This is a genomic window from Paenibacillus sacheonensis (assembly GCF_009909195.1).
Taxonomy (GTDB): Bacteria; Bacillota; Bacilli; order Paenibacillales; family Paenibacillaceae; genus Paenibacillus_Z; species Paenibacillus_Z sacheonensis.
Genome location: NZ_JAAAMU010000023.1, coordinates 1 through 26,066 on the forward strand (window position 1 = coordinate 1; position 26,066 = coordinate 26,066).

General features: G+C 58.2%; 23 protein-coding genes. 7 read left to right on the top strand and 16 right to left on the bottom strand.

Annotation, left to right across the window (positions count from 1 at the left end; all coding sequences use genetic code 11):
- The 4 genes from GT003_RS27790 to kapB form a co-directional block, all read right to left on the bottom strand.
- A partial coding sequence (locus tag GT003_RS27790; protein WP_161704169.1) for a YhgE/Pip domain-containing protein occupies positions 1–1,179 on the bottom strand: 1,179 nt, incomplete at its 3' end.
- 162 nt (positions 1,180–1,341) lie between these two features.
- Complete coding sequence (locus tag GT003_RS27795; protein ID WP_161704171.1) at positions 1,342–1,932, bottom strand: TetR/AcrR family transcriptional regulator; 591 nt, start codon at positions 1,930–1,932, stop codon at positions 1,342–1,344.
- A 632-nt stretch (positions 1,933–2,564) separates the two neighbouring features.
- Complete coding sequence (locus GT003_RS27800; protein ID WP_161704173.1) at positions 2,565–2,741, bottom strand: hypothetical protein; 177 nt, start codon at positions 2,739–2,741, stop codon at positions 2,565–2,567.
- A 270-nt stretch (positions 2,742–3,011) separates the two neighbouring features.
- Positions 3,012–3,398, bottom strand: a complete 387-nt coding sequence (gene kapB / locus GT003_RS27805; protein ID WP_161704175.1) for a sporulation phosphorelay system protein KapB — start codon at positions 3,396–3,398, stop codon at positions 3,012–3,014.
- Positions 3,399–3,648: 250 nt separating this feature from the next.
- Between kapB and GT003_RS27810 the strand changes: the two genes are divergently transcribed.
- The gene (locus GT003_RS27810; protein ID WP_161704177.1) at positions 3,649–4,764 is read left to right on the top strand and encodes an MGDG synthase family glycosyltransferase; all 1,116 of its coding nucleotides are present in this window, start codon (positions 3,649–3,651) and stop codon (positions 4,762–4,764) included.
- Positions 4,765–4,781: 17 nt separating this feature from the next.
- Here GT003_RS27810 and GT003_RS27815 read toward each other — a convergent pair whose 3' ends face one another.
- Together GT003_RS27815 and GT003_RS27820 are read right to left on the bottom strand one after the other, a co-directional pair.
- A complete protein-coding gene (locus GT003_RS27815; protein WP_161704179.1) occupies positions 4,782–5,081 on the bottom strand; it encodes a cysteine-rich CWC family protein in 300 nt (99 codons plus the stop codon).
- Complete coding sequence (locus tag GT003_RS27820) at positions 5,078–6,184, bottom strand: LysR substrate-binding domain-containing protein (RefSeq protein ID WP_161704181.1); 1,107 nt, start codon at positions 6,182–6,184, stop codon at positions 5,078–5,080. The genes GT003_RS27815 and GT003_RS27820 overlap by 4 nt, the downstream gene beginning before the upstream one ends.
- A 101-nt stretch (positions 6,185–6,285) precedes the next feature.
- Here GT003_RS27820 and GT003_RS27825 point away from each other — a divergent pair, with 101 nt between their 5' ends.
- Positions 6,286–7,215, top strand: a complete 930-nt coding sequence (locus GT003_RS27825) for a DMT family transporter (RefSeq protein WP_161704183.1) — start codon at positions 6,286–6,288, stop codon at positions 7,213–7,215.
- 120 nt (positions 7,216–7,335) lie between these two features.
- On the opposite strand, the gene GT003_RS27830 is transcribed toward GT003_RS27825, so the two are convergent.
- Both GT003_RS27830 and GT003_RS27835 read right to left on the bottom strand, forming a co-directional pair.
- Positions 7,336–8,343: a C40 family peptidase gene (locus GT003_RS27830; protein ID WP_161704185.1), complete on the bottom strand. Its 1,008-nt coding sequence runs from the start codon at positions 8,341–8,343 to the stop codon at positions 7,336–7,338.
- A 324-nt stretch (positions 8,344–8,667) separates the two neighbouring features.
- The gene (locus GT003_RS27835; protein WP_161704187.1) at positions 8,668–8,904 is read right to left on the bottom strand and encodes a hypothetical protein; all 237 of its coding nucleotides are present in this window, start codon (positions 8,902–8,904) and stop codon (positions 8,668–8,670) included.
- Between the two features lie 194 nt (positions 8,905–9,098).
- Here GT003_RS27835 and GT003_RS27840 point away from each other — a divergent pair, with 194 nt between their 5' ends.
- Positions 9,099–10,055 (top strand): L-lactate dehydrogenase, encoded by a 957-nt coding sequence (locus tag GT003_RS27840; protein WP_161704189.1) that lies wholly within the window; start codon positions 9,099–9,101, stop codon positions 10,053–10,055.
- 139 nt (positions 10,056–10,194) lie between these two features.
- Here GT003_RS27840 and GT003_RS27845 read toward each other — a convergent pair whose 3' ends face one another.
- The 3 genes from GT003_RS27845 to GT003_RS27855 form a co-directional block, all read right to left on the bottom strand.
- Positions 10,195–10,683 carry a zinc ribbon domain-containing protein gene (locus tag GT003_RS27845; protein WP_161704191.1) on the bottom strand — a complete coding sequence of 163 codons (489 nt, stop codon included), beginning with the start codon at positions 10,681–10,683 and terminating at the stop codon, positions 10,195–10,197.
- A 202-nt stretch (positions 10,684–10,885) separates the two neighbouring features.
- On the bottom strand, positions 10,886–12,508 hold the full coding sequence (locus GT003_RS27850) for an ABC-F family ATP-binding cassette domain-containing protein (protein ID WP_161704193.1): 1,623 nt from the start codon (positions 12,506–12,508) through the stop codon (positions 10,886–10,888).
- Between the two features lie 80 nt (positions 12,509–12,588).
- Positions 12,589–13,539: an MBL fold metallo-hydrolase gene (locus tag GT003_RS27855; RefSeq protein WP_161704195.1), complete on the bottom strand. Its 951-nt coding sequence runs from the start codon at positions 13,537–13,539 to the stop codon at positions 12,589–12,591.
- A 635-nt stretch (positions 13,540–14,174) separates the two neighbouring features.
- Here GT003_RS27855 and GT003_RS27860 point away from each other — a divergent pair.
- Positions 14,175–15,347 (top strand): virulence factor, encoded by a 1,173-nt coding sequence (locus GT003_RS27860; protein WP_161704197.1) that lies wholly within the window; start codon positions 14,175–14,177, stop codon positions 15,345–15,347.
- A 1,617-nt stretch (positions 15,348–16,964) separates the two neighbouring features.
- Here the strand turns inward: GT003_RS27860 and GT003_RS27865 are convergent.
- The gene (locus tag GT003_RS27865) at positions 16,965–19,382 is read right to left on the bottom strand and encodes an alpha-L-rhamnosidase-related protein (protein ID WP_161704199.1); all 2,418 of its coding nucleotides are present in this window, start codon (positions 19,380–19,382) and stop codon (positions 16,965–16,967) included.
- Between the two features lie 131 nt (positions 19,383–19,513).
- Between GT003_RS27865 and GT003_RS27870 the strand changes: the two genes are divergently transcribed.
- A complete protein-coding gene (locus tag GT003_RS27870; protein WP_161704201.1) occupies positions 19,514–20,353 on the top strand; it encodes an AraC family transcriptional regulator in 840 nt (279 codons plus the stop codon).
- On the opposite strand, the gene GT003_RS27875 is transcribed toward GT003_RS27870, so the two are convergent.
- The 4 genes from GT003_RS27875 to GT003_RS27890 form a co-directional block, all read right to left on the bottom strand.
- On the bottom strand, positions 20,350–21,120 hold the full coding sequence (locus tag GT003_RS27875) for a transglutaminase domain-containing protein (protein ID WP_161704203.1): 771 nt from the start codon (positions 21,118–21,120) through the stop codon (positions 20,350–20,352). The two genes, GT003_RS27870 and GT003_RS27875, sit on opposite strands and share 4 nt — an antisense overlap.
- A gap of 200 nt (positions 21,121–21,320) precedes the next feature.
- Positions 21,321–22,022 (bottom strand): general stress protein, encoded by a 702-nt coding sequence (locus GT003_RS27880; RefSeq protein ID WP_161704205.1) that lies wholly within the window; start codon positions 22,020–22,022, stop codon positions 21,321–21,323.
- Between the two features lie 140 nt (positions 22,023–22,162).
- Positions 22,163–23,155: a zinc-binding dehydrogenase gene (locus GT003_RS27885; RefSeq protein ID WP_161704207.1), complete on the bottom strand. Its 993-nt coding sequence runs from the start codon at positions 23,153–23,155 to the stop codon at positions 22,163–22,165.
- 38 nt (positions 23,156–23,193) lie between these two features.
- A complete protein-coding gene (locus GT003_RS27890; RefSeq protein ID WP_161704209.1) occupies positions 23,194–24,144 on the bottom strand; it encodes a zinc-dependent alcohol dehydrogenase in 951 nt (316 codons plus the stop codon).
- A gap of 197 nt (positions 24,145–24,341) precedes the next feature.
- Here GT003_RS27890 and GT003_RS27895 point away from each other — a divergent pair, with 197 nt between their 5' ends.
- Both GT003_RS27895 and GT003_RS32315 read left to right on the top strand, forming a co-directional pair.
- On the top strand, positions 24,342–25,178 hold the full coding sequence (locus tag GT003_RS27895) for a helix-turn-helix transcriptional regulator (protein ID WP_161704212.1): 837 nt from the start codon (positions 24,342–24,344) through the stop codon (positions 25,176–25,178).
- 345 nt (positions 25,179–25,523) lie between these two features.
- Positions 25,524–25,838, top strand: coding sequence for a hypothetical protein (locus GT003_RS32315; protein WP_204798941.1), 315 nt, complete (start codon positions 25,524–25,526; stop codon positions 25,836–25,838).
- Positions 25,839–26,066: the final 228 nt, after the last annotated feature.

Here is a 26,066-nt window from a genome sequence, read left to right on the forward strand (position 1 = left end):
GGCGTCCGCCAGCTTGGCGGCGCCCGCCGCCGTGCTCTTGGCGCCGGCGGCCAGCTCGGCGCCGCTCTTGTTCGCGGCTGCGAGCTGCGCGTGCAGCGCGGCCAGCCCTTGCAGCAGGGCGTCCTGCCCCTGCTGCAGCTGCGCCCCGCCGGCGGCCAGCTTCGCGCTGCCGCCGGAGAGCTCGGCCGCGCCCGCGGATACCGCGCGGGCGGCGCCGAGCAGCCCTTGCAGCGCGCTGTCCTGCGCTGCGTCAGGCACTGCGGCAGCGTAAGCGTCCAGCGCCGCCGACAGCTTTGCGGCTGCGCCGGCGAGATCGGCGCTGCCCTGCTGCGCCGATGCGAGCCCTTCGGCCAGCTTCGCGCCGGCCGAGGCGGCTTTATCCGCGCCGCCGCTGAGCTGTCCGCCAGCGGCCGACAGCTTGCCGAGCCCGGCGGAGAGCTTCGCCGCGCCATCGCTGACCGCGGCCGTTCCGGCCTTCAATTGTCCGGCGCCGCCATCCAGCGCCTCCACTCCGCCGGCAAGCTGCCGCGTGCTGCTTGCCAGCTTCGCGGCGCCGTCGCGGATCTGCTCCGCACCTGCTTCCGCGCTCTTCGCGCCGTCCGCCAGCTTGCCCGCGCCGTCGCTTGCCTGCGCGATGCCGCCGGCAGCCTCGTCGATGCTGCCGAATAACGCTTTCGCATAAGCTTTGGTCACCTGCTGCGAAAGCTCCTTCTGCAGCTTCTCGATCGCGGAGGAGCCGATCTTCGCCGCCAAATAATTCTCGCTGTCGTTCGTGAGGTAACGAAGCGCCGCCGGATGGGGTTCCTTGTCCAGCAGCGTCGTCGCCTGCTGCGAGAATTCGGACGGGATTTCAATCACATAGTAATAGTCCCCTTGCGCCAACCCTTTCTCCGCTTGCTTCGCATCGACGAATGTCCATTTGAACGTGTGACTGTCCTTCAATTGGTCGACCAAATCTTCCCCCACGGCGAGCGGCTTTCCATCAAAATCCGCACCGGCGTCCGCGTTCACGACCGCTACCGGCATCCGATCGAGCTTGCCGTAAGGATCCCAGAACGCCCCGACCAGCATGCCGCTGTACATAATCGGAATGAACAAAATCCCCAAAATCGGGATGAGCAGCTTCGGATTGCGTACGATTCGTTTCATTTCCTTGCCAAATAACGATAGTCCCAGCATGTTATTGCGCCTCCATTTACCTTCATTCGTATGCCGACTGAACGATTGACCGAATTGTACTTTTGGTCATTTTGGAACAAAAAAGATGCAGCCCTCGCTGCACGTCTTGCAATTCGGTTAGTCGACTTCAATTCCATACACGAAGCTTCTGCCTCATCAACTTTAACGAACCGCCAGCCCATCACGCAGCAGCTCGCCGAAATAGCCAGCCGCTTCTTTACGCGACAACGGTTTATGCTGCTTGCTCCACTCCAAGCTCAATGCCAAGTACAGCCGAAGCATAACGAACGCCGTCAGCTGGGGGTTCGCGCCGCGCAGTTCGCCCTTGTCGATTCCATAAGAGACCTCCTGCTGAATAAAAGCCAAAATCCCCTGCTCCAGCCGGGCAATGCCGTCCTTGGCCATCGGCGTGCCGATGTCCCGCACTTCCTGCGAAAGCTTCACGATCAGCTCATGCTTCTCGCGGAAAAGCAGCAGCTCGTGCAGCGCCTCCGATAAATTGTCGAAGAACGGCCGGTCATGGTCGATCGTCCGTTCCGCCACCTCGCGAAGCTCCTTGGAGAGCTGGCCGATGATTTCGCTGAACAGCTCTTCCTTCGTGGCGAAAAACGTATAGATGGTTCCTTTGCCGACTGCGGCGATTTTGGACACCAGCTCCATCGTCGTCGCCTTATAGCCGAACATCGCAAACGATTTGCTCGCCGCCTCCACGATCTGCGCCCTGCGATCGACCGGTTTCTTCGCTGCCGCCATCGCCGCAGCCTCCTTTCGCTACCTCATCTATTGGAGAGCTTACCATGAACTGACCAAAATTTCAATCCGGTCATTCGGTCAATAAAAAACGAAGCAGTTGTATGGAGGAGGCCAATCCCCTCCATTTCATGCAAGCAGAAATTGAACGTCATACCTGAAGACAGCATTCGTGTCTCGCTCAACAGTAAATTTAACGAAACACGCAAACCTTATTCGGGTTTTTTTGACCGATTTGAATTCTAACGAAACCTACAATCGCTATTCACCGCAAACGGTCCCTTTTTCAGGCTATTTCGCATGAATAACGATATCTAGTTGCGTTAGATTCCCAACGCACGCTGAAAGGCTCCAATAGCGTTTCCTCGTTTCGTTAGAAAATGGTCCGTGCCGTAACCCGACTTTGGTTCGAAGCACCACAGGCACTCATCGGCATTGCCGGCATTGGAGCGCCCAACTGCCTCTCCCCCTCTAGCGCAAAGACAGCCACGCCTTTTACCAGAGGGCTGGAGCGCGAGGCGCAACACTCTTCTAACCTCAAGCGAAGCGCAGCCACACCCTTCAGCCAGAGGGCCGAAGCGCAAGCGCCGGCATACCGAAGGAGAGCAACTTTGGTGCGAAGCACCACGGGAGCACTAATCGGCATTGCCGGCTCTGAAGCGCAGCTGCCTCCTCGCCTCAAGCGCAAAGCGCGACCAATCTTCTAATCTGCGGCGAAGCGCGGCCAAGCCCTTCAGCCAGAGGGCCGAAGCGCAAGCGCCGGCATGCCGAAGGAGAGCGACTTTGGTGCGAAGCACCACGGGAGTGCTCATCGGCATTGCCGGCTCTGGAGCGCAGCTGCATCCCCGCCTCAAACGCAAAGCGCGACCATGCTCTTCTAATCTGCAGCGAAGCGCGGCGACGCCCTTCAGCCAGAGGGCCGAAGCGCAAGCGTCGGCATGCCGAAGGAGAGCGACTTTGGTGCGAAGCACCACGGGAGCGCTCATCGGCATTGCCGGCACTGGAGCGCAGCTGCCCCTCTTCTCGGCACTGCCGGCTCTGAAGCGCAGCTGCCTCTCCGCGTCAAGCGCGAAGCGCAACCATCAATATTCCTTCTCCAGCGTCCGCAGCGCATCAATTCCACGCTCTGCCCAGCGCTTCAGCCGGTCCAGCGACTCGATTTCCACCGCCAGCGCGCGAGCCCGGGATTCCTTATAGTCCGGCACGTCGCCGTGGAAAGGCTCGATATCGCCGAGCAGTACGTTCGTTTTCTCCGTATAGCTGAGTGCTCTGCGCTCGTGAAACATCGCGACGTCCGGATTATACGGATTGTGCAAATCGCCCTGTTCGGGATGCTTGAGCACGGCCAGTGTCTTGACCAATGCGCGCGCGCCATTTATTTCCATCAACTCGCCTGCATAACGACCTGTTTTGTTCGTGAACGCTACTAGCGTACCTGGTTCATAATTCCGCTTCTGCTGCTCCTGCATCTTCATCGCTCCATTCATTCGCTGCTTACGCAATCGGGGCGGCACCGGTTCAATGCGCTCCGCGGCCCGCCCTCCCAAATATGATGTAAATCCGATCGCTCATGGGCTCAAACGCCCATGATTTAGGATAATTTAAAGCCTCAATCATACGCAAGTCTTAATTCCGTCCTTGTGCTTGCCGTCTGCCCGTCGTAATATGAGAAGAGAGTATTACGGCTATACTGATCAGGTAAGAGAAGCAGGTGAGAAAATGCATAAAAAACGAGTGTTGCTGCTTTCCGAAGGTTTCGGTTCCGGACATACCCAGGCTGCTTACGCGCTGGCCGTCGGTCTGCGTTCGCTCGATTCTTCGATTCAAACCCGCGTGATCGAGCTGGGCAATTTTCTGAACCCCGTGCTCGGTCCGCTTATCGTGTCCGCCTATCGCAAAACGGTAACGAAACAGCCGAAGCTGCTCGGCAAATTTTATCGCCGCAAATATGAGAAATCCTTGAACCGCTTCACGCAGCTTGCGCTTCACCGTTTATTTTATACCAATACTTCGCAGGTGATCACACAGCTGAAGCCCGATCTGATCGTATGCACGCATCCCGTTCCGAATGCCGTCGTATCCCGCTTGAAGCGGCTCGGCCTGCGGACGCCGCTTTATACGCTGATTACGGACTACGACGCGCACGGCACATGGACAAGCTCCGAGGTGACCAAGTACCTCGTGTCCACGAACGAGGTCAAGAAGAAACTGACGGACCGCGGGACGTCCGCGAGCCGGATCCAAGTGACGGGCATTCCGGTTCACCCGAACTTCTGGCAGACGCACGACAAATCGGAGCTGCAGGCGCAGTTCGACTTGAAGCCGATGCCGACGGTCCTTATTATGGGCGGCGGCTGGGGGATTATGTACAGCGACGACCTGCTCAGCTATATGACGCGCTGGCGCGACCGCGTGCAGCTCATCTACTGCGTCGGCAATAACGAGAAGGTACGGGAGCGGATGCTCGCCGATCCCAATTACCAGCACCCCAACATCAAGGTGCTCGGGTTTACGAAAGAAATCAACAAGCTGATGGACGTGTCCGACCTGCTCATTACGAAGCCCGGCGGCATGACCTGCACGGAAGGCCTCAGCAAAGGCATCCCGATGTTGTTTTACGAGCCGATCCCGGGACAAGAGGAAGTCAATTGCGAGTACTTCGTCGCAAGCGGGTTCGGAGAGATGCTGGAATCGACGGAGACGATCGATAAATGGTTCGAGCTGATGCAGGAGCCGTACTCGTCCGTGAAATTCCGCAACGATCTCCTGACCAAACGCAATCAGCACTATAATCCGATGGAATGTTCGCGCGCCGTTCTGCAGCTGATGCAGTAACGGCTTTTTTTTGCCATTTATTCTCCTTTATTCTCCTTGTATTCTCCTTCGATGGTTGCTACCCGCGGCTTAGCCGCTTTATTCCCGTCCGATTCGGAATCCGATTCGGTGTCCGAGACTACGCGCCCGCGCCTCTCCTGCTTGAACCGAACGAGGCATTGTTTGCAAACGCACGCCTTGCCGAGCAGCTCCGCGGGAATCTCCGCGAAGACCGATTTCGGAAACTTCTCCTTGGCGCACCAGCAGTCCAGGCTGCCCGCGCAAGCGTTGCGATTCCCGCAAACGGGACACTGCGACGTATCTGCCTGCGAAGTCATGACGTTACCTCCCCTTTCCCGGCTCCGGCATCTGCCATCCCATCTTCCGCGGCGTTAGGCATCGACATCTTGCCCTCAGCGACGCTGATTTCAGACCGTTCATCAATCGCAGCGCCTAACCCTGTCAAATTATCATCCGCCGTGCTGCGTTTGGACGCTTCGTCTTCCGCCGTCCTGCTTTCGGACGTTTCATCTTCCGCCGTATTCTGTTCAGACGTTTCATCGTCGGGCACAGCGAAGAGCTCCCGCGCGGTCTTCATGAACAGCTTGACCGCCAGCGACGCATCCTTCATCGACGGCACCGCCAGCATGATTTCCCGCACGGGCATCGGCTCGATCGCACGCATTCGGACGTTGGGCGGCAGATGCGACATGGCCATGGAGGAATCGGACACAATAGCAATACCGAGTCCCTCCTGCACCATGCTCACGGCGGTATTGATGTTGTGGGATTGGAACTTCGTGCGGAGCCGGGCGTCGGATTGGGCGAACAGCTCGACGAGCGGCACTTCGTAGCCGCCCCTGCACAAGATGAGCGGCGCATCGTCCAGGTCCCGGATGGCGATAATCTCCTGCCGCAGCAGCGGGTGATCCTCCCTCAGCAGCAGATACAGCTTATCCGTCAGAAACGGAACGGTCTCGAGCTCCCCGCTCGGCGGGATGATCCACCCTACGTCGACGACCCGTGATTCGAGCCATGAGCGGATATCGTCGATCGTGCCCTCGTGCAGCGTGAACGTGATGCCCGGATACCGCTCGCCGATTACTCTCAGAATGGCCGGCAGGTAACGCGCGGATACGGCCGGGAAGGTGCCGATGCGAACCGTGCCGACCTCGAAGCCCTTCTCGGACTTAATCTCCTGCTTGATCTTCTCGTAGCCGTTCAGGATGCTGCGGCAATGAACGAGCAGACGCTTGCCGACGTCCGTCAGCAGCACGCCGTTCTTGCGGTCGCGGATGAGCAAGGTCACGTCCAGTTCGGCTTCCAGCGCGGCGATGGCCCGGCTTACCGCAGGCTGGGTCATGTTCAGCTCCTGGCCGGCCTTCGTAAAGCTTCCGGACTCGGCGATTTGCACGAATAACGACAATTGGGATTGATTCATATCGAAATGGTTATCCCCCCTATAAGAAACATTCATTTTATTTATTCTCGTCAGGAGTATAACATGGGTACCAGACCTAAACCAACTGGAGATGAAGAACGATGCAGCCATTATCACGACAACAAACCATCCTCTATCTGGCCTTCCTGGTCCTCGTCTGGGGCGCCAACTGGCCATTATCCAAATACGCGCTCGACTTCACGCCGCCGCTGCTGTTCGCGGGGCTTCGCACCCTGATCGGCGGGCTGCTGCTCGTGCTCGTCGCCCTGCCGCATGCCAAGCGCATTCGCTGGAAAGAAACATGGCCGATTTATCTGATCTCTTCCGTGCTCAATATTATGCTGTACTACGGTCTTCAAACCGTCGGCTTGCTGTATTTGCCCGCAGGGCTGTTCTCGGCCATCGTGTTCCTGCAGCCCGTACTGCTAGGGGTACTTTCTTGGCTGTGGCTGGGCGAGAAGATGTTTCCACTGCGCGTCATCGGCCTGCTGCTCGGCTTTGCGGGCGTTGCGGTCATCAGCGTCAGCGGCGGGATGGGTCAGTTCTCACTGCCCGGCGTGCTGCTCGCGCTCGGCAGCGCCGTATGCTGGGCATTCGGAACCGTGTATATGAAGAAGATGTCCGCAAAAGCCGATACGACCTGGGTCGTCGCGCTCCAAATTACGATCGGCGGCATCGTCCTTCTGCTTTCGGGCTCCGTCTCCGAAAGCTGGGCGGCGATCGATTGGCAGCCGTCGTTCATCTTGGACTTGCTGTTTATCGCCATCTTCGTCATCGGGCTCGGCTGGCTCGCTTACTTTAAGCTCGTCGGCTCCGGCGAAGCGGCCAAGGTCGGCTCGTATACGTTCCTGATCCCGCTCGTCGCGCTGTTGATCAGCGTCCTGTTCATGAACGAATCGATAAGCATCAAATTATTGGCGGGCCTTGTCCTGATTGTCGGCAGCATCCTGCTCGTCAATGCCAAGTCAAAGTCGCAAAGAGCGTCCGGCAAAGCCGCCGCGGTGCGGCTGAAAGAACGTCCGCATCCTTGATGCGTATATTCGTTCCTCCATGCATGCAAAAACCTTCAACACGGGCCCTTGGCCCGGTGTTGAAGGTTTTTATGTTATCCGCTATTTAAAAATCCGCTATCTAAGGTATCTCCCTGCAAATTACAGGGCACTTCCGCCGAACAGGAACCGGTATTCCCAGTGGCCGGAGATGATGCTTGTCCGCACGCCGCCCGACTCCTTAGAGTATGTATGAAGAATTTGACCGTTGCCGAGGTAAATGCCGACATGAGAGATGTCCGCCGTTGCTTTGTTGATGCCGGCGTAGTCGGAAGCCTTCGTGCCCTTGTAGTCCATGAAGAACATCAGATCGCCGCGCTTCAGCTGGTGCCAGTCCGTCTTTACGCTGCCAAGATTGCGGACATACTTGCCCTGCCCGCCGGAATCGGAAGGCAAGATGAGGCTCGCGCCTTCACGGAAGGCAGTACGGGTGAAGTCCGAGCAGTCGAAGGTCTTCGTCGTGTTGCGGTCGGACCCGAATTCGTACGGCGTGCCTAAGTACTTCATGCCCGCGGCGATGACGCGCTCAACCGCCTGGCTGGTGTCGCCGGAATTGCCTCCGCTCGAACCGCCGTTCGAGCCGCCCGAGGTATTGCCGCTCGTCTTGATGTACTGGCTGTCCGAGCTGACGTAGCCTTTCGTTCCGTTGGACGCCGTGACGGCATACCAGTAGCTGTTCGGCTGTCCCGTTATGGTCACCGTCTCGCCTTTGGACAGATAACGGATTCTTGCGCTGTCGGTCGACGGTCCCGTGCGGAACGATACCGATGCGACGATCGTGGCGTTGCCGGTTACCGCTCCGGAGCCGCCGTTCGACGCGCCTCCCGTGATGATATCGACGTATTTGTCGTCGGACGATATGTATCCGATCGAACCGTTCGAACTTTGAACCTTATACCAATACGCATTCACCTTCTCCAAGATCACGACTTGCTCGCCTGGCTTCAAATACTTGTACACGGCCGACGATGTGGATGGAAGGCTGCGGAAGCTTACGCTGGACTGAATTTGCCCGACGGTTGCGGACGCGGTCGAAGCGGATACGGCTGCCGGAAGCAGCAGCGAAGCGCCAAGAACCAGGGACAATAACATGGATGTACGCTTGTTCATACTCTCTCCCTTTCATGTTCGAGTGGTTTTGAATAGCTGCACGACTCGTTGCTGTCTCCATTGTACGGAACCCTCCCAAAGGACCATATCGTTCAACCGTCTCATTTGTCGAATCTCTCCGTAGTTAATTTGAACCATGAGCGGGATCTGTTTCCATCAAAAAAGACGTCCCATATGAGGACGCCTGTACGTAAAACATGTGTAACCGCTGCGATTAGCCTGTTTCATGATTCGCTCTTCAGAGGTCCTAAGAACGCGGCTTAAGCCCTACTTTTCCCCTGTGGTTGGCGAAACATGTAAATAATGGTAAATGCTTAATCACGTCTACTTCTGTTCATATCCCGGAAACATACTGTGCAGCTGCTCTTCGGACTGGCATTTCTTCATGAGGCTCATCAGCGTATCGTACCGGTTCGGGGAATCGATGACGGTCTGGTAATCGGTCTTGCCGATCGACGAGAAAATAGCCACATCACCTGTATGGTAGTACAGGTATAAGGATGCCTCATCCTCATTGTACGAGCAGAATGCAATTTGCTTGGACTCCACGGGTACCAGCATGGTTAACGCCTCCCACATGTCAAAATTCGCAAGGACATTATTATATCTATCCCACTTTTACCCATTTCAGCACCGTATGAATCAGCTTTTGCCCATTTTGATCACGATGAAGCGTTTACTTGCCGCCGGCGGTGTATAACGGCCATTTCCGGCCATACAATGGAAGTACACCTTACATGGAAGGATGACGCAGCATGGGAAGCAAAGCACGGAAGGTCGTCATCGTGGGCGTTGGGTACGTAGGATCGACTTGTGCTTATTCCTTGATCAACCAAGCCGTCTGCGACGAGATTATGCTCGTGGACCGCACGCCGGAGCGCGCCTATGCCCAGGCGCTGGATCTATCGCACTGCATGGAGTTCGTGCATGCCCGGACGAAGATCACCACGGGTACGCTGGACCAATGCGGCGACGCGGACATCGTCGTGCTGAGCGTCGGTATCCGGCCGAAGAACATTCAGAGCCGGCTCGAGGTGCTGGAGTCGGCTTACGATATTCACAAGCCGTTGATCGGACCTATCATGGCAAGCGGATTTGACGGCATCTTCCTCGTCGCCTCCAATCCCGTAGACATCGTCACCCATATGGTCTGGCGCTTGTCCGGCCTGCCGCGCAGCCAAGTGTTCGGCACCGGCACCTCGATCGATTCCTCGCGTTTGAAGACGCTGCTGTCCTACTATCTCGCCGTGGATCCGCGCAGCGTCAGCGGCTACGTGCTCGGCGAGCACGGAGACTCCCAGTTCCCGGTCTGGTCGCATGTCACGGTGGGCGGCAAGCCCTTGCTCGACATCATCAAGCAGCATCCCGCCCGCTTCGGCCATCTGAAGCTGGACGAGATCGCCCGCCAAACGATGGAGAGCGGACTGGAAATCTACAAGCTGAAGGGCTCGACCTACTTCGGGATCGGCAATGCGCTGGCCTATATTATCCGCTCGATCTTGAATGACGAGCATAGAATCATCGCCGTGTCCGCCGTGCTGGATGGCGAATACGGCTTCTCGGATCTCTGCCTCGGCGTACCTGCCATCATTGCCCGCTGCGGCATGAAGGAGATCGTGGAGCTGAATCTGACGCCGGCCGAGCAGGAACAGCTGGCTCGCTCCGGCGCCGTCATTCAGCAGGCCATCAACAGTCTGCCGCTTGCGCCGTAGTTGTATCTGAACAGCAAAAAAACAGTCCCGGCCCACGCATTGCGGCAGCGTGCGGCCAGAACTGTTCGTCTGAATATCTAGTCATGATTGCGCTTTAACAGGCTGTTGTACGGCTGATAACAGCGTGAAGACGAAGCTGTTAATAAGTCGCCTCGGCAGCCGTACTGTTCAAGCCCCCGCCGCAGGATACGCAGAACTTCGCGTTCAGCTCGTTCTCCGTGTGGCATTGGTTGCAGATGACGACGATTTCGCCGACCGTATTCTCGGCCCTCGGCTCCTCGGCGAGCGCCGCTCCGCAGTCCGGACAGAACTTGGCATCCAGCGCGACGACCTTGCCGCAGGTACATGTCTTCTCGTTGCGCGTCATCTTGATCCGTTCTTCAAGCATCCGAATCTCGGCTTGCAGTTCGTCCGCCTGACGGCAGCAATCGATCACTTCCTGCTCGTTGGCAGCGATGTTGCCCGCTTGATGGCCGCGGTAGACCGCCGTCCCGATTTGGACGCACAGCTTCTCGATGTCTTTCTCTTTACCGGAAATTTGCGCTTTCAGCTTCGTGATCTCGACGGTTTGCTGCGCTTTCTTCGCTGCATCCGACGCCCCCTGTTTGACTTTATCGAAAAAGGACATAATAAATCGACTCCTTCATAATTTCGTCTAGCTTTGTCGCTTTCGCTTATTTTACCATAACCGCCCTGCCGAATCACTTCTATTCGCGTCAGATTGGCCGGAAATATTCAGCCGCGCTCTCTTCCTATCGTATGAGAACGGCGATAGCGCAAGAACTACAAAAAGACCGTACTCGCGGGGAGTACGGTCTGCCGTTCTTCTCTTATTCCGCCGGATACATACGCTCGCGGAGCGCTTTGACTTCGGCGCTCTCGAGGTACTCGTCATACGACATCATCCGGTCGATAATGCCGTTCGGCGTAATCTCGATGATGCGGTTCGCGATCGTCTGCACGAACTGATGGTCATGCGACGTGAAGATGAGCGTACCGTCGAAATCGATCAAGCCGTTGTTGAGCGCGGTGATCGATTCCAAATCCAAGTGGTTCGTCGGTTCGTCCATGAGGAGCACGTTGGAACCGGACAGCATCATCTTGGACAGCATGCAGCGCACTTTCTCGCCTCCGGAGAGGACGCTCGCTTTCTTCAGCGCTTCGTCGCCGGAGAAGAGCATCCGGCCGAGGAAACCGCGGATGAAGCTCTCGTCTTGATCCTTGGAATATTGGCGCAGCCAATCGACGAGATTCAGTTCGATACCGTCGAAATACTGGGAGTTGTCTTTGGGGAAATACGCCTGGGTCGTCGTGACGCCCCACGAGTACGTACCCGCGTCCGCTTCCGTCTCGCCCATCAGCACCTGCATGAGCAGCGTCTTCGGCAGCGTGTTCGGTCCGACGAGAGCGACTTTGTCGCCTTTGTTGAGCGCCAGCGTCAGGTTGTCGATCAACACGGTGCCGTCGATGGATTTCGTCAACCCTTCGGTCAGCAGTAATTGCTTGCCTGCTTCGCGTTCCGGCTTGAAGTTGATGAACGGATATTTGCGGTTCGACGGACGAATGTCGTCGAGCGAGATTTTGTCGAGCAGCTTCTTCCGGGAAGTCGCCTGCTTGGACTTGGATTTGTTGGCGCTGAAGCGCTGGATGAACGCTTGCAGCTCCTTGATCTTGTCTTCCTTCTTCTTGTTGTTGTCGCGCATGAGCGTCAGCGCCAGCTGGCTGGACTCGTACCAGAAATCGTAGTTGCCGACGTACATCTGGATCTTGCCGAAATCGATATCCGCGATATGCGTGCACACTTGGTTCAAGAAGTGCCGGTCATGGGATACGACGATAACGGTGCCTTCATAACCGCCGAGGAAGTTCTCGAGCCACTCGATCGATTGCATGTCGAGATGGTTGGTAGGCTCATCGAGGAGCAGGATCTGCGGATTGCCGAACAACGCTTGCGCGAGAAGGACGCGGACTTTCTCGTTGCCGGACAATTCCGCCATCCGCTTATCGTGCATATCCGGCGTTATGCCTAGACCGTTCAGCATGCCTGCCGCTTCGGATTCCGCTTCCCAGCCGTTCATGTCGGCGAATTCCGCTTCAAGCTCGCCAGCGCGCATGCCGTCTTCGTCGGTGAATTCGGCCTTCGCGTAGATAGCGTCCTTCTCCTTCATGACTTCGTACAGCTTCTTGTAACCCATGATAACCGTCTCGAGCACGAGGTTCTCGTCGTACTCGTAATGGTTCTGCTTCAGAACCGCGAAACGCTCGCCCGGCGTCATATGCACTTCGCCGCTCGTTTGCTCCACTTCGCCGGACAGAATCTTCAGGAACGTCGATTTGCCGGCGCCGTTCGCGCCGATCAAGCCGTAACAGTTGCCTGGCGTAAACTTAATATTAACATCTTCGAATAACGCGCGTTTGCCGTATCGAAGCGTGATGCCGCTTGTACTGATCATGTTCAGGTATCCCGTCCTTCGCTAATAATGTTACTCATCACACCATTATAGCACATATGCGCGGGGCGATGCTTACTTGTTTAGGTGACTTGACTCAGGCGTTTGCTCAGCTGCCACGTCTCGCCATGGGGCATAATTCGTACGGTGTCGTCCGTCAGCTGAAGCCGGCGCATCTCCGCTTCCAACCGGTCGAGCGCTTCCCGCGGCGTATCGTCAGCCAGCTTGTAAGAACCGTAATGCATCGGAACGAAGTGGCGCGCGCCCGTATCGCGGAAGGCCTGAAGCGCCTCTTCCGGCGTCACGTGCTGCGCGCTCATGAACCATTCCGGATCATAGGCGCCGATCGGCATGAGGGCAACGTCGATATTCGCGAAACGGCTGCCGACTTCCTTGAAGCCCTCGAAATACCCGCTGTCCCCCGCAAAATAAACGGTAGGCGCGTCCTTGCTCTCCACCACGAAGCCGCCCCAGCGGGACGAATTCGTATCGACGAGCGTGCGCCTCGTCCAGTGCTGCGCCGGAACGAAGTTGAACGTGACGCCGCGAACGACGGCCGACTGCCACCAGTCCAGCTCGATGATGGACGAGAAGCCTTTGCGCCGCAGCTTGTCGGCCAGGCCGACGGGAACGATGAGCATCTTGCTGCCGGTCAGCTGTTTGAGCGAAGCGATGTTGAGATGATCGTAATGCGAATGCGATATCAGAATCACGTCGATCGGAGGCACGTCCGCTATGTTGATCCCCGGCGCCGACAGACGCCTGTGGAAAGCCAGCTTCTCGGCCCAGATCGGATCCGTGATGATGTTCAGTCCGCCCAGTTGAATGAAGAACGTGGAATGGCCGACCCAGGTCAGCGTCGGGTCGCTTGTGTTGCCGTGCAGGAATACGAGGTCCGGCTCGACGACCGGAATTCGGAAGGAATAATCCTTGGCCTTCATTTTTCCGCCGCGCGACCTCCGCCATTGTCTGACTTCGCGAAACGTTTTGGGTACGGCCGTCGGATTGGAATTCGAATATCGCATTTCTCTCAACATCTCCCGTATATATGCTGGCGTCCTGGCGCCCGCGCCGCGCGGCGTAACCGCGCCTCCTCGCTCCCCGGAACCGGACTGCTCTCTTGTACTTCAAAGATACCAAGGTTAATTCTATTAATCAAACCGCGGAAAGCGCTATAATCGGGCGGATTGTGAACGGGAGGCGACACATTCGCGGGCAGAGAGGGAATGCAGGGTGAATAGCGCAAAAAACGAGAAGACCGTCCTTCCGCCGGGAGCTGCGGGAGAACGGCCTTAATCGGTCTAGCGATGAAAAAATAGGTCAAGCCTGTACGCGCGGAATGAGAGGGTAGCGTTAGCGGAATCGCGTTAGCGGTGTCCCGTTTGCGGAATCGCGTTAGCGGAGTCGATGGGATCCCCGTTCGACTCGGGTCGTCAATTCCCTTAGATAAGCTTGCATTAATTGGCCGGCATCCTATTCCGAGTAGATGTGGCTGGACAACGTGCTCACCAAGAAAAACGCTGGTGACAATCGCAAAGCCATACTCCCCGACTCGAAGTGCATCACCCGCGGGTTTGAGATTGGCAGCGCGAATGGTTTACACTAGGGGGACAGCAATAATTCCGATAATAGAAGAAGTCTGCATGCGCGGACATGGAGGTATAACAATATGAAATTGATTGGTATAGAACCTACGCCAAGCCCGAATTCGATGAAGCTGAACGTGGACGAGAAGCTGGCGCCCGGCATACGGTCGAGCTACACGCCGGCCGACGCGGCCGGCGCGCCTGAGCCGCTACGCAGTCTGCTTGCCATCGACGGCGTGCGCGGCTTGTTCCGCACGGCGGATTTCATTGCGCTCGACCGGAAGCCGGGGGCGGACTGGGAGCGCATCCTGACCGCGGCGCGGCAGCTGCTGCAAAGCGACGAGGCCGGCGGCGCCGGCAGCGGCGGCGGGCCGGGCTCGGCCGACGCCTTCGGCGAAGCGCACGCGTTCGTGCAGCTGTATCGGGGAATCCCGATGCAGGTACGCGTGCGCACGCCGGGCGGCGAGTCCCGCGCCGCCATGCCCGCGGCGTTCACGGACGCGGTCACCCGCGCGGCGGCCGCTTCGATGATCCGCGAGCGGAGGCTCGAGGAGCTCGGCGTCCGGTACGGCGAGCCGGACGAGATCGCCGCGGAGCTCGTGCGCGAGCTGGAAGCCGCTTATCCGCTGGAGCGGCTGGACGCCCTCGTCGAAGCGGCGCTCGCGCTCGGCTCCGCCGCGGGCGAGGAAGCTGCGGCCGCGCCTGCCGTGCGGCCTGCGCCGCTGACCGCGGAGCAGCTCGCGGAGCGCCTGGCGGACCCGGACTGGTCGGTCCGCTACGAGGCGCTCGACCGCACGGCGCCGGAGCCGGCGATGCTGCCGTCCCTCGCGCGGGCGATCGCCGACGACAACGCCTCCATCCGGCGGCTCGCCGTCGTCTACCTCGGCGAGCTGCGCCTGCCGGAGACGATGCCTCTGCTCTTCGCGGCGCTGAAGGACGCGTCGGCATCCGTCCGGCGCACCGCCGGCGACACGCTGTCCGATCTCGGCGACCCCGCCGCGACCGGACCGATGATCCAAGCGCTGCGCGACCGCAACAAGCTGGTCCGCTGGCGCGCCGCGCGCTTCCTCTATGAGGCGGGCGACGACACCGCCGTGGAAGCGCTGGAACAAGCCGCGGCCGACCCGGAATACGAGGTCAGCCTGCAGGCGCGCATCGCGCTCGAGCGCATCCAGCGCGGCGAAGAAGCTGCCGGCTCCGTCTGGCAGCAGATGACGCGCAGCCGCGAGAGCGGCGGTGACGCCGGAGGGCTATGAGGCGGAGCTTGCCGTGAAAGTGGCGCAGACGCCGGGGCGTTTAAGGCGGCACTTTCCGTGGAAGCGTCGTTTAAGCGTAGCACTCCCCTGGGCCGAACCAAAAGCTGCACCACAGCGCTTTTCATGCTTTTGGCTGCCGTAAACCTCGAAAAAGCTGCCACACGGCAGCTTTTTTGCTTCACTAGGACGCCGACGCCGGCCAAAAGCTGCAGAATAGCAGCTTTCCACCCTTTCCAGCACCCAAATACTCCGAAAAGCTGCCAACCGGCAGCTTTTTCGCTTTACTAAGACGCCGACGCTGGCCAAAAGCTGCAGAACAGCAGCTTTCCACCCTTTCCACCGCTCAAATACTCCGCAAAGCTGCCACACGGCAGCTTTTTTGCTTCACTAGGACGCCGACGCCGGCCAAATGCTGCAGAATAGCAGCTTTCCACCCTTCCACCGCCCAAATACTCCAAAAAGCTGCAGAACAGCAGCTTTCCACCCTTTCCACCGCTCAAATACTCCGCAAAGCTGCCACACGGCAGCATTTTCGCTTTACTAAGACGCCGCCTTGCCTCTCCCGGTGGCTGCTCAACAGCAGCTTTCACGCTCCCCACAGACGTAACACGCCGATATCTGCCAACCGATGCACATCGGCAGCTTTACCACTATAGCAAGCTGCTCTCCGGACCAAAGTTACACAACACGATGTGGTTCCAGCTCGCCATGCAACCCAATATCGTCCACGCTCGCGAACATAAACCTTTCTCCCTGCAGCCTAACGATCGTGAGAGAGGCTAATCGGCTCAAAGTGGCCATTTCTTTTAGCTAACGATTGTCAGGAAGCTTATTGCGGGAATTTCCCGTATCAAATAGCTCCTCTACGTATAATAAGGTCTGTCACAAACGTTAGCGTTTTATAAGCTGCCTTATCCGTAGAATAGCGGCGATGACAATCGTTAGGTTTCCGTCTGCATTCACATTGCTTGTTCAACGGCTTTCGAAGCCTGGGACGCTAGTTTGAAAACGATGCATAGTTGGGTATTGACCGCCGCTTGCCTAAAGCGCATCTAATATGGATTTCTGATATGCCTTCGGCATGGCAGGCGAAACATTCGCTGAAACGCTTCGCAATGGCTCGCTTCAGAATCTGCAAACCTCCATCTTTCCCTCGGAATCGCACCTCGGCGAAAGACACCTACAATGAGCACTGCACTGAGCACTGCACTGAATACCACAAAAAAGAGCTTTGGCCCCCTTGCTGCGGTAAGGTCCAAAGCTCTTGCTCATGATTTGCATACTTGCTGCTGGCAAGCATGTTCACTTATTCAATTGACTATGCTGGGTACTAGATAGCGAGCTAATTAGTTGCTGGTCTCGTCGTTTACTAGTTAAAGGTTACTACTTGTTACTTGTTACTTGTTACTTGTTACTTGTTACTTGTTACTTGTTACTTGTTACTTGTTACTTGTTACTTATTACTTGTTACTTGTTACTTGTTACTTGCCACTTGTTACTTGCCACTTGCCACTTGCTACTTGCTAATTGCTACTTGCTACTTGCTACCTGCTAATTGCTACCTGCTAATTGCTAATTGCTACTTGCTACCTGCTAGCTATTAACTCCACAACCTCTCTAGACTTCCACACTGCCCAGCGGACAGGTCAACACGATATCCGCATGCGTGCACGCATGGACGCTTCCGTCCGGCAGCACGACGGTCGACGGAATGCCGCCCGGAACCTTCGCTTGTAGCGTGAAGCTGCCCTCCTTGATCTCCCAACGAACGCTCACTTCGCCTTGCGGCGTCGGCACGGCGCCCTCTGCCCATGTCTGCCCGGCCGGCTTGGGCTCGATACGGAGCGCAGCAAAGCCCGGCTGCTCCGGCTTCACGCCGAGCGTCTCCGCCGGATACTCATACAGCGGGAGCGCGCTCCAGGCATGGCAGTCGCTGCGCTGCTGCACAGGGTCTTCCACCCACGCGGTAAGACCAAGGCCGATCTGATCCTTCCACGGCTGCCACAGCTGCTCGGTCCGGCCGTAAAGTCCCGCCTTGGACAACGCGCGGAACAGGAAGTGGCTCATCGAGAAGGATGCCGCCGGCAGATCCGTGCGCGCCAGCATCCGCTCGAGCAGCTCCCGCGCTTCCGCGCCTTCGACAGCGCCGGAGAGCACCGCCCAGATCTGGGCATGCTGGCTGAACATCGCAGCAGCCGGGCCGTCGCGGAACAAGCCGCTTGCCTCGTCGTAGCAGGCTGCGCGAACCTTGTCGTTCACGGCCTGCGCGCGCTGCCGATATTCTGCCGCCGTATCCCGGCGGCCCGCCGCTTCGTTCAGTTCGGCTCCCTGCTGCAGCGACATCGCGTACATCAGATTGTAAACGGTCAACGCGCCCGATCTTCTTGCCGGCGGAGCGCCTGCCGTCTCGTTCCATGCCTCGACCCAGTCCACGAACGCCCAATACGGCTCTGGAATGTAGCCGACCAGCCCGTCCTCGATTCGCCGTTCGAACCAGCCGAGCACGGCGTCAACCGTCGATAAATATCTGCGGACGAGCGCCTGGTCGCCAAAATGCGCATAATGGTCGCGGACCATTTGAATCCAGAACAGCGCGAATCCCGGGATAATCTGCCGATCCACGGACGGGTAGCGGCTTTGCAGCATGCCAGACGGAATGAGCGAGCTGTGGAAATCATGAATGGTTTTGCGGGCAAGCCGGTCGTCGCCGCTGACGGCATACGTGAACAACGCCTGCGATTTGGCGTCCATGACGTACTGCATTTGTTCATAATACGGCGTATCCTCGTACGAGTCCTGCATGCAGCCGCGCAGCGTATTCAAGCTGATATCCCACATGGCGTCCGTCTGCGGATCGGAGGAGCGAACGCGTCCCAGCTCCTGCAGCGGGTAGCCTGTCAGTCGATAACCGAGATTCGCAATCGTCAGCGGCGTCTCTCCTGCCTGCACATCGACGCGAACGAAACGGAATGCCCGGCGGCCCATCGGCTCGTACGTTTCCGGCTTGTCCGCGCTGCCCCAGCCCGCCGGGAAGTATCGGTCGCTATTGCCGCGAAGCGCCTTGCCTGCCGGATCGTCGCGGACGGTGCGCCGTTTGCCTCCATGCAGCTCGGGCTGTTCATACTCGTAGGCTTCGGAATAGAGTAAGTCCACGCTGCCTCCTTCTCCGTCCAATACGCTCAGCTGCACATAGCCTGTCGTTAGCAAACCTGCGTCCAGCTCCAGCCAAGTCGACTCGCCAGGCTGCAGCGTAAGCGGGAATAACCCATCGATTCCGTTTACCGCTGCCTTATTCCCCGCATCCAGCTTGTCCGCATTAGCCGCCATTCCAGCCCTGCAGATCACGCGCTTGAACGAGCTAGACGTCTCCGAAAGCGCCGGGATCGGACGCGGCTTCAACTGCCAGGGGAGGAGCTGCCCGTAGAAACGGTCGAGCGGATCGATCGGCCTGCCGCACACGCCCCATGACGCATCGTCAAAGTCGGGAAGGCGCCAATCTGCCGGAATCAGGCTGCTTCGAACCTCTTCCGTTCCCCCGACGAACAACGTGTGCGATTCTCGCCCGATGCCGACCGCCTCGTTGGCTGCGAGGCGCCAGCTGCTGTTCGTGTCCAGCGTGTCGAGCACCGTACCGCTTTCGTCCCGCAGCGCGCCCTGCAGCCACAGACCCCCAGCATCCGCGCGCCATTCGGACATCGGTCCGCCCTCCGACGGGCCTCCGACCAAGAGTCGCGGATAATGAACGACCTCCACGGCAATGACGTTCCGGCCTTCCTGCAGGTAGGGCGCAAGATTTACCGTATCGTAATATTGGCTCCAAGCGTCGCCCTTGCACGGCCCCCGAAGTACGAAATGCCCGTTCACGTACAACCGGTATTTGCTGTCGGCGGTCACTTCGACCGTCAGTTCCGCGTCGGCGGGATTCTCCGCGAGGAACGTTTTTCTGAAAAACGTTCTGTGCTGCTTCCTCTCCAAAACCTTGCCGTCGTTATCCGGCCAGATCCAGGCCGCCGTCCATGTATGCTGATGCTCCATCGCAATCATCCCTTCGCGTATAAGCTTGTAAACGCTTGACATTCTCATTATAGAGGGATAAAACGATAAGATGAGGGAGTATCGAATCAGGTTCGAGGCATATCGAGTCAACTCATACGGAGGCGAGACCGATGGCAGAAAAAAACCAGTATACGCATGCGAAGTTCATTCGTCCGGAAGAGCAAATCCGCATTCATCGCTTGAATAATGGTCTATATGGATCCGTCAGCCTGCACGGGCATGATTTTTTCGAGCTGCTCTACATCCGTTCCGGCAAGGCGGTGCACCGGCTGAACGACAAGTCTTTTCGCGCCGGAGCGGGGGACGTATTCGTAATCCAGGCGGGAGACACCCATGCCTTCGAGCCGATTACGCCGCATTTTGAGTGGATCGATTGCCTGATCATGCCGGGCTTCGTCGACTACGACGTGAGTTCGCTGCTCTCCAGCCGCAAGTATTATGCCAGCGACGGCATGGAAATCGAATATCTCATGCAAGCAATGCTGCGCGAATACGAGGAAAAGAAACCGGCTTACCTGATCAAGCTGAGGGGCTACCTGCTCGCGCTGTTGGCGGAGCTTGGCCGGCAAGGCGAGCAAGAAAAGGAACGCGACTACGTCAGTCGCAAAAAAACGCGGCTGCTGCAGGAGGCGGTCGAATACGTCCACCTGCAATACCGCGATAAAATCAAGCTGGACGATGCGGCCGCGAAGCTCGGCATCAGCCGCAGTTCGCTCAGCCGGCTGTTCCGCGAGCAGCTGCATGACAGCTTCGCCGGCTTCGTCAATGCGTACCGGCTGGAGCGCGGCAGCCTGCTGCTTCGGTCGGGCGATGCGCCGATTCGGGATATCGCGCTGGAATGCGGCTTCGCCGACGGAAAGCATTTTCGCACCCAGTTCCGCCGGCGATTCGGCATGACGCCCGGCGAATACAGGCGGGCCGCCCCGGCAGGCGCCGCCGTGCTGGTCTAGAGCGATTTCCATTGATGATCCCGCTTCATCTCGGCGTCCGTCTTCAGGAAATAATTCTCGCCCGCAATGCCCGGACGGTCGGGAACGGGATCATCCCACGTCGCATCCATGTGATACCATTCGCCGTCGATGCGGACGAGATTCCAGACATGACTGCCGGAGGCCACGGTGCCCTCCACGATTTTGGATTCCAACCCGGCATAGGACATCATCCGATGGGCCAGCAGCGTATAGCCCTGGCATACCGCGGAACCCGACATTAAGGCATCGTAAGCCGTATAGCGCTCCAAGCTGGTGTCGTATGCGACATGCGTGACGATCCAGTCGTGGATCGCTCGCGTTTTCTGCCGATCGGTGGCCGCGCCTTTCAAGATGGCCGGCAGCGTTTGGCGGATTCGCTCGTCGACCGCCGCCGTCTCCAAGGCGGATTCGCGATACGTCACCGACAGCTTGATTTTGGCGGATGAGCCCCATGTCCGTATGGTGTAGAGATACGACTCTACGTTATAGGCGGTGTAATCGTCTTCGGCGAACGCCTCCTTGAGCAGCGAACCGATCCGCTCGGACAGCTCTTCGCGGTTCCCGCCGTATTCGAAGCCGATATCGGTCTGCCGCTCTGCCAGCTTGCCGGCAATGGAAGCGCGCAGCTGCTCCAGCGTCAGATCGGGCGGAGACAGCGAAAAAGAAGCGGAGCGTCCGCCGTCGAATCCAAGTACGGCATACACGACCAACGCCGCGAACCCAATCACGAACAACCATCGCTTCATTCGCTTCCCCCGCCTTCCGCATCCCTGATTTACCTCTATTATAACCAGTATATGGAATGCTTGAACATGTTAGTCCTGCCGATGTCCCGGCCGATGCCGGTCAGATTCGGCGGGCCATACGCCAAAGAAGCCGACCATTTAGGTCGGCTTCCATCCCTGATTGCCGGTTAGATTGATAACAGAAGTCTGCCGCAGCGATCTTAACGCTGTCTGAACGTACCGTCCGGTCCGGCGCCGATCACGGGCGTATCGTCGTATACTTCGCCGGTATTGGCATCTACCTCTCGCGAATCGCGCATGACGCCTCGGCTCGAATCCGCACGATAGCCGGATCCGTTGTTCGACGCCGCATCGACGAGGTCATCCCGGTCTTCGCCATCCATGCTGACGTACATATCCGAATTCAAGGTGCCGTACCGGCGGAAAACATCCTGCGCCAAATTCCGCTGCGTGCCAACCGCTTCGACCAGCACGAGCAGCTTATGATCGTTGACGTAATCGTTGTAGCGCTCCGCGTCTTCCTTCGGAATGCCAAGACCGATCAAGCCGCCGACCAGGCCGCCCGCTCCGGCGCCGACGGCCATGCCCGTGATGGTGGCGACGATCGGCCCCGCCGCCAGCAGCGGCCCGATGCCCGGAATCGCCAGCAGCCCCAGCCCCGCAAGCAGGCCGGTCACGCCGCCCAGCACGCCGCCCGTGGCTGCGCCTGCAGCGGCAGCTTCCGGCGCATTCGTTCCCGTTTCCTCATGAATGGATTTCATCTCGTCCTTGCTCCGGCTGATGACCGATATCTGGTCCGATGTGTATCCGATGGATTTCAAATCCTCGATCGCCGAGATTACCGCTTGTTCCGTTTCAAACACGCCTACGACATGCCGATAGCTGTTTAATGGTTTTGTCATGATCCTTCGCCTCCCGAGTATGAGTTGAGTCGTGAATCTTGCAAGCTCATACTCTATATACCCAAGAATCGAAGATTGAATAGACGAATTTCGTTATTCGCTTGAAAATGATGAACGGCTATCGACTGCTCGGCTGTTTTTCACCATTCCAACACGACGCCCAAGCAAGGGCTGCCCTTAGCCGTTATTAACTGCCAGGCCTTCGCGGCATCGCCGGCCGGAAACCGGTGAGTAATAAGCGATTCCGTCCGCAGCCAGCCCTCGGCGATGCCGCGGATCGTCTCGTCCATGCGCGGCGTGCTCCAACCGGACGGCGAATGCAGCGTAATCTCCTGCTCGCGCAGCGTCTGAATATCGATGGCCCCGTTCTCGCCAAGATAGCCGGCCGAGACGAGATGGCTGTCATGCTTCATCAGCGGCTGCAGGCGGCGGAACGTATCTAGGCTTCCGACCGTGTCGACGACGATCCCGACGGAAGCTCCGGCGCCGCGAAGCTCGGCTGCAGGATCAACGCTGCGCCCGTTCAGCGCAACCGCATAACCGCCGGCTTCCGCCAGCCGCAGCCGCTCTTCCCGGTGACCCAGGATATAGACGGCTGCGCCGCGCGCATGCAGCGTCTGGGCGGCCCACTGGCCGACGAGGCCATCGCCGATTACGACGGCGCTCTCGCCGCGCTGCACCGGCGGACGGCTGCCGCAGTTGTAGCCGACCTGCGTCAAGACGGCGCCGGAGAACGCAATCGGAGAGACGCCTTCCGGCAGCTTCCAAACCTGGCCGCCGTCCGTCACGGCCGGATTGACATGGCCGGCAAAATCGAAATGCATCCCCTTGATCCAGCTTACGGTTGCAAATACCCGGTCGCCGGGCTTAATATGCGTGACGGCGCTGCCGACCTGTACCGCCCTGCCGACCTTCTGGTAGCCCGCCGCTATCGGGAACGGCCACGGATCGCCGGGCCTGTACGGCACCTCGCCGGATATACGCTCCCCGCGCAGGAAAGACGACTCCGTGCCGATGCTGATCCATGAATATTCAACCTCGACGACGACGTCGCGCTCGCCGGGTTCCGGTATCTCTACCTCCCTGAACAAGACTTGATTACGGTCATCGAATACGACGGCTTGTGCTTTCATCTGGGTTTCTCCTCCTTATTCGAACGCCGCGCGTTCGATTAATCGGCCATCTCCTGCGGATCGAAGCAGATCTTGACCGCTCCCTGCGCCTTGAGCACGTCTACGGCCTCCGTGTAATCGCTGAACGACATTTGTCGAGACTGCAGGCATTCCGTATTAAACGACGGACGGGTCAGCAGATCCAGCAGCAGTTCGCGGTACCGGTCATTCATGAGTCGTCCCCTGAACGATTCCAGTTTAAGGCCGCCTCCCCAGAACGAGTCGCGGAACGTCAAGCTGCCGCGAAGCACGCCGAAAATAACGACATGCTCTTTCGTCCGATCAAGCACGTTTTGCACGGACGCTGCAGCCCCGACGCAATCGTAACCCAGATCGAAACGCCGGTCGCCGAGCTCGTCTGCATGGACGGCCGTTCCGATTCCGAGCGCGTTCACCGCGTCGACCCGCTCCTGGCTGACATCGATGGCCGTTACATGCGCTCCCCATGCCGCAGCGACCTGCATGGCCAGCAAGCCTGCGGGTCCGAGGCCAGCGATCAGCATGCTTTTGCCCCTCAGGTCCGCGAACTGATCAAGTCCGAACACGATGCATTTCAGAAGTTCCGTCGACACGGCCCTACGGTCGCTTACGGAATCCGGCAGCTTCAGCAAATCCCGCTCCCTGTATGCCAAATATTGCGCGTACGCGCCCTGCCCCGGGAATAAATGCTCCAGCGCCGCAACCCTGTCGCCCGGCTGGATGCCTTGCACGGAAGCGCCTACCGCCTCGACGACGCCGACCGCTTCATGTCCGGGGAAGCCGGGGGGCAGCGGATAAGCCGGACCGCGTGTCGCGTCGAACATATCCTTGCCGCCCAGCATCGCGATGTCCCAGCGGGGACATGTCGCTACGAGATGAATCCGGACCAGCACCTGGTCGTCCGCAATAGCCGGAATCGGCACCTCGACGATTCTGTGTTCGCCGACGCCGTCAATTTGCAATGCTTTCATGACCTGCTCATCTCCTTGGATTCCGCGTTCTGTAACGTGCCGCGGATAATACCCTAAGAATAAGCGCTTTCAACGCTTCAGTCTTTGCACTCTATTGTCCGTCTGCTGCAGTAACTGATTATTTGGCCGTATACAGCACTGCAATTGCGTAGTATCATTTGCACATCATTGACATTACGACTTCGGGAGGGAACGGCATGAGGCTGAGAAGCAATGGATTCGCCGAGTCGGTCGGCCGAATCGGCGATCGCGCGGGGGGCGTGCACCCTTATTGCGAGCTGCTCTGCATCCTGGAAGGAGAGGCGGATCTCGAATGGTCCGGCGTCACCTACAAGGCCGATGGAATCGCCTTGTTCGTTATTCTGCCGAACTCGCCGCATCAGCTCGTTCAGCGCTCGCATTCGCTTCGCTACTGGTATGCGGAGTTTCATACGGAAGATACGGATCCGCTCCCTGCGGTGGATGTCATCTATAAATGGAATGGCCTGCAAGGTGCCATCGATTGGACCGCCGCGCCTTATCCCGCGCTGACGGCAGCTTTCGGTGCCGTCGGCATGCTGATGCAGGCCGAAGATGCGCTGCCCTGGGACAGGTTCGAGGACGCGCTGCTGTCCGACCTGCGCAAGCTGCTCATCCTGATCGGCAGCGGAGCCGCGGCGCGCCAGCCCGCTCCTTCCCGTTCTTCTGGCGAGGCGCTTGCCGCGGAAGTCCTTCGCTTCCTGGAGTCGGTCTTCCCGCAGCCGATTACCCTGCAGACCATTGCGGACTACACCCACTACGACCCTTCTTACCTGGTTCGCTTGTTCAAACAGCAGACCGGCAAAACGCCGTTCGCCTATCTGAACGAGCTGCGGTTGAACGCCGCCGCGGAATACCTGCTTCACTCGGAGATGAGCGTGCAGCAGGTTTCTCAGGCCTGCGGCTTCCAGAGCATCCACTATTTCAGCCGGTCATTTAAACAGCGCTTCGGCTCGGCGCCGAGCGAATGGCGGCGGGACAGGCGGGGGCAAGAGCCGGCGTTAGGCGACAGGTAATAAGCGATATTAATAGTGAGAGCGCTGATACTCAGTAAGAAAAGACAGATGCGGCGGGGGTGAATTCGGGTATAGATACGCCGATCGCGAAGTCGGTTATGGCTGCGCCGATCGCGGAGTCGGGTACAGAATTCGCCAAGACGGAGTCGGGCGGGTGCGCCGGGGAGGAAGCGCATGCGCCGAAGGCCGGTCTGTGTCGTCGTACCCCAGGCAGCCGCTGCCCGGCATTTGCCTCTCCCCTCCGGCTGTCCCCGAGGGCCGATGTCCTTCCATGGCATTCATACAGACAACTTCCCTCCTCTCGACATAGGATATACAGAATCGAACGAGAGAGGAGTGAACGAGATGAGCTACATGAACCCTATGAATGCTGTCAGCCCAGCGAACACTATGAACCCGATGGATCATTTCTGTCCAGACTGCCCTACACAAACCGTCTATGATCCACCAGTCACTTTATATGAAGATTACTATCACCCGCAATTGGTGAACGTCGTGCAAGCCGTTGAGGTCGTCAAACAACATCACTGCTGCCCGGTTTACCATAAATCCTGCGTTTACACCGAAAAAGACGTCATGGTCCGCGTTTCCAGCAAACGCGCAAAAACATCCTCCAAAAAACCAGCTTCCCGCACTCGCACGCGCAGCAAAAAACGCTAATCTTTGCCTAATCCCCAAAATCGCAGCCCAGCCGTTCTACTAGACTCGCGCGTATACGCAGCTTGTTCATGAGGAATAACCCGGCGCCTTGAGCGCCGGGTTATTCTTTGCTTCGTTTGCCGAAATTCGGTCGTTATCGGTACGAGCCGTATGACCGGCCATTGCCTGACGGAGGGCAGCTCCAAACAGGCTATTTCTAGTAAACTTCTCTCATCAGTACGCCTAACG

Coding starts and splice junctions, on each gene's coding strand:
- GT003_RS27795 (WP_161704171.1), bottom strand. CDS start 1,932: ATGGCGGCAGCGAAGAAACCGGTCGATCGCAGGGCGCAGATCGTGGAG.
- GT003_RS27800 (WP_161704173.1), bottom strand. CDS start 2,741: ATGAGCACTCCCGTGGTGCTTCGCACCAAAGTCGCTCTCCTTCGGCAT.
- kapB (WP_161704175.1), bottom strand. CDS start 3,398: ATGCAGGAGCAGCAGAAGCGGAATTATGAACCAGGTACGCTAGTAGCG.
- GT003_RS27810 (WP_161704177.1), top strand. CDS start 3,649: ATGCATAAAAAACGAGTGTTGCTGCTTTCCGAAGGTTTCGGTTCCGGA.
- GT003_RS27815 (WP_161704179.1), bottom strand. CDS start 5,081: ATGACTTCGCAGGCAGATACGTCGCAGTGTCCCGTTTGCGGGAATCGC.
- GT003_RS27820 (WP_161704181.1), bottom strand. CDS start 6,184: ATGAATCAATCCCAATTGTCGTTATTCGTGCAAATCGCCGAGTCCGGA.
- GT003_RS27825 (WP_161704183.1), top strand. CDS start 6,286: ATGCAGCCATTATCACGACAACAAACCATCCTCTATCTGGCCTTCCTG.
- GT003_RS27830 (WP_161704185.1), bottom strand. CDS start 8,343: ATGAACAAGCGTACATCCATGTTATTGTCCCTGGTTCTTGGCGCTTCG.
- GT003_RS27835 (WP_161704187.1), bottom strand. CDS start 8,904: ATGCTGGTACCCGTGGAGTCCAAGCAAATTGCATTCTGCTCGTACAAT.
- GT003_RS27840 (WP_161704189.1), top strand. CDS start 9,099: ATGGGAAGCAAAGCACGGAAGGTCGTCATCGTGGGCGTTGGGTACGTA.
- GT003_RS27845 (WP_161704191.1), bottom strand. CDS start 10,683: ATGTCCTTTTTCGATAAAGTCAAACAGGGGGCGTCGGATGCAGCGAAG.
- GT003_RS27850 (WP_161704193.1), bottom strand. CDS start 12,508: ATGATCAGTACAAGCGGCATCACGCTTCGATACGGCAAACGCGCGTTA.
- GT003_RS27860 (WP_161704197.1), top strand. CDS start 14,175: ATGAAATTGATTGGTATAGAACCTACGCCAAGCCCGAATTCGATGAAG.
- GT003_RS27865 (WP_161704199.1), bottom strand. CDS start 19,382: ATGGAGCATCAGCATACATGGACGGCGGCCTGGATCTGGCCGGATAAC.
- GT003_RS27870 (WP_161704201.1), top strand. CDS start 19,514: ATGGCAGAAAAAAACCAGTATACGCATGCGAAGTTCATTCGTCCGGAA.
- GT003_RS27875 (WP_161704203.1), bottom strand. CDS start 21,120: ATGAAGCGATGGTTGTTCGTGATTGGGTTCGCGGCGTTGGTCGTGTAT.
- GT003_RS27880 (WP_161704205.1), bottom strand. CDS start 22,022: ATGACAAAACCATTAAACAGCTATCGGCATGTCGTAGGCGTGTTTGAA.
- GT003_RS27885 (WP_161704207.1), bottom strand. CDS start 23,155: ATGAAAGCACAAGCCGTCGTATTCGATGACCGTAATCAAGTCTTGTTC.
- GT003_RS27890 (WP_161704209.1), bottom strand. CDS start 24,144: ATGAAAGCATTGCAAATTGACGGCGTCGGCGAACACAGAATCGTCGAG.
- GT003_RS27895 (WP_161704212.1), top strand. CDS start 24,342: ATGAGGCTGAGAAGCAATGGATTCGCCGAGTCGGTCGGCCGAATCGGC.
- GT003_RS32315 (WP_204798941.1), top strand. CDS start 25,524: ATGAGCTACATGAACCCTATGAATGCTGTCAGCCCAGCGAACACTATG.